This is a genomic window from Virgibacillus sp. 7505, from assembly GCF_002272135.1.
In the GTDB taxonomy this organism is placed as follows: Bacteria; Bacillota; Bacilli; order Bacillales; family Amphibacillaceae; genus Terribacillus.
In genome coordinates this window covers 1-211 of sequence record NZ_NPBF01000469.1, presented here as the reverse complement: position 1 = coordinate 211, position 211 = coordinate 1, and the positions used below count along the sequence as shown (strand labels likewise).

The 211-nt window shown below is 48.3% G+C and carries 1 protein-coding gene; it reads left to right on the top strand.

Features of this window, described 5'->3' with window-relative positions; genetic code table 11:
• On the top strand, window positions 1-163 hold a 163-nt coding region (locus tag CHH91_RS19830), incomplete at its 5' end, for a CoA-transferase (RefSeq protein WP_286160876.1).
• Window positions 164-211 lie beyond the last annotated feature (48 nt).

Sequence of the window (211 nt, the reverse complement as noted above, 5' to 3'; positions counted from 1 at the left end):
AACGATTGTCGAGGTAGAGGAACTCGTCGACTTAGGCGAACTTGATCCAGACCAGATCCACACCCCAGGCATCTACGTGCAGCATATCTTTGTCGGTGATTCCTTTGAAAAACGGATTGAGCGCCGTACTGTGGCGACGGTAGAAGGAGGAAACGGACAATGAAGGAAACAAGAAAACGCATTTTGAACAGGGCGGCAAAAGAAGTAAAAG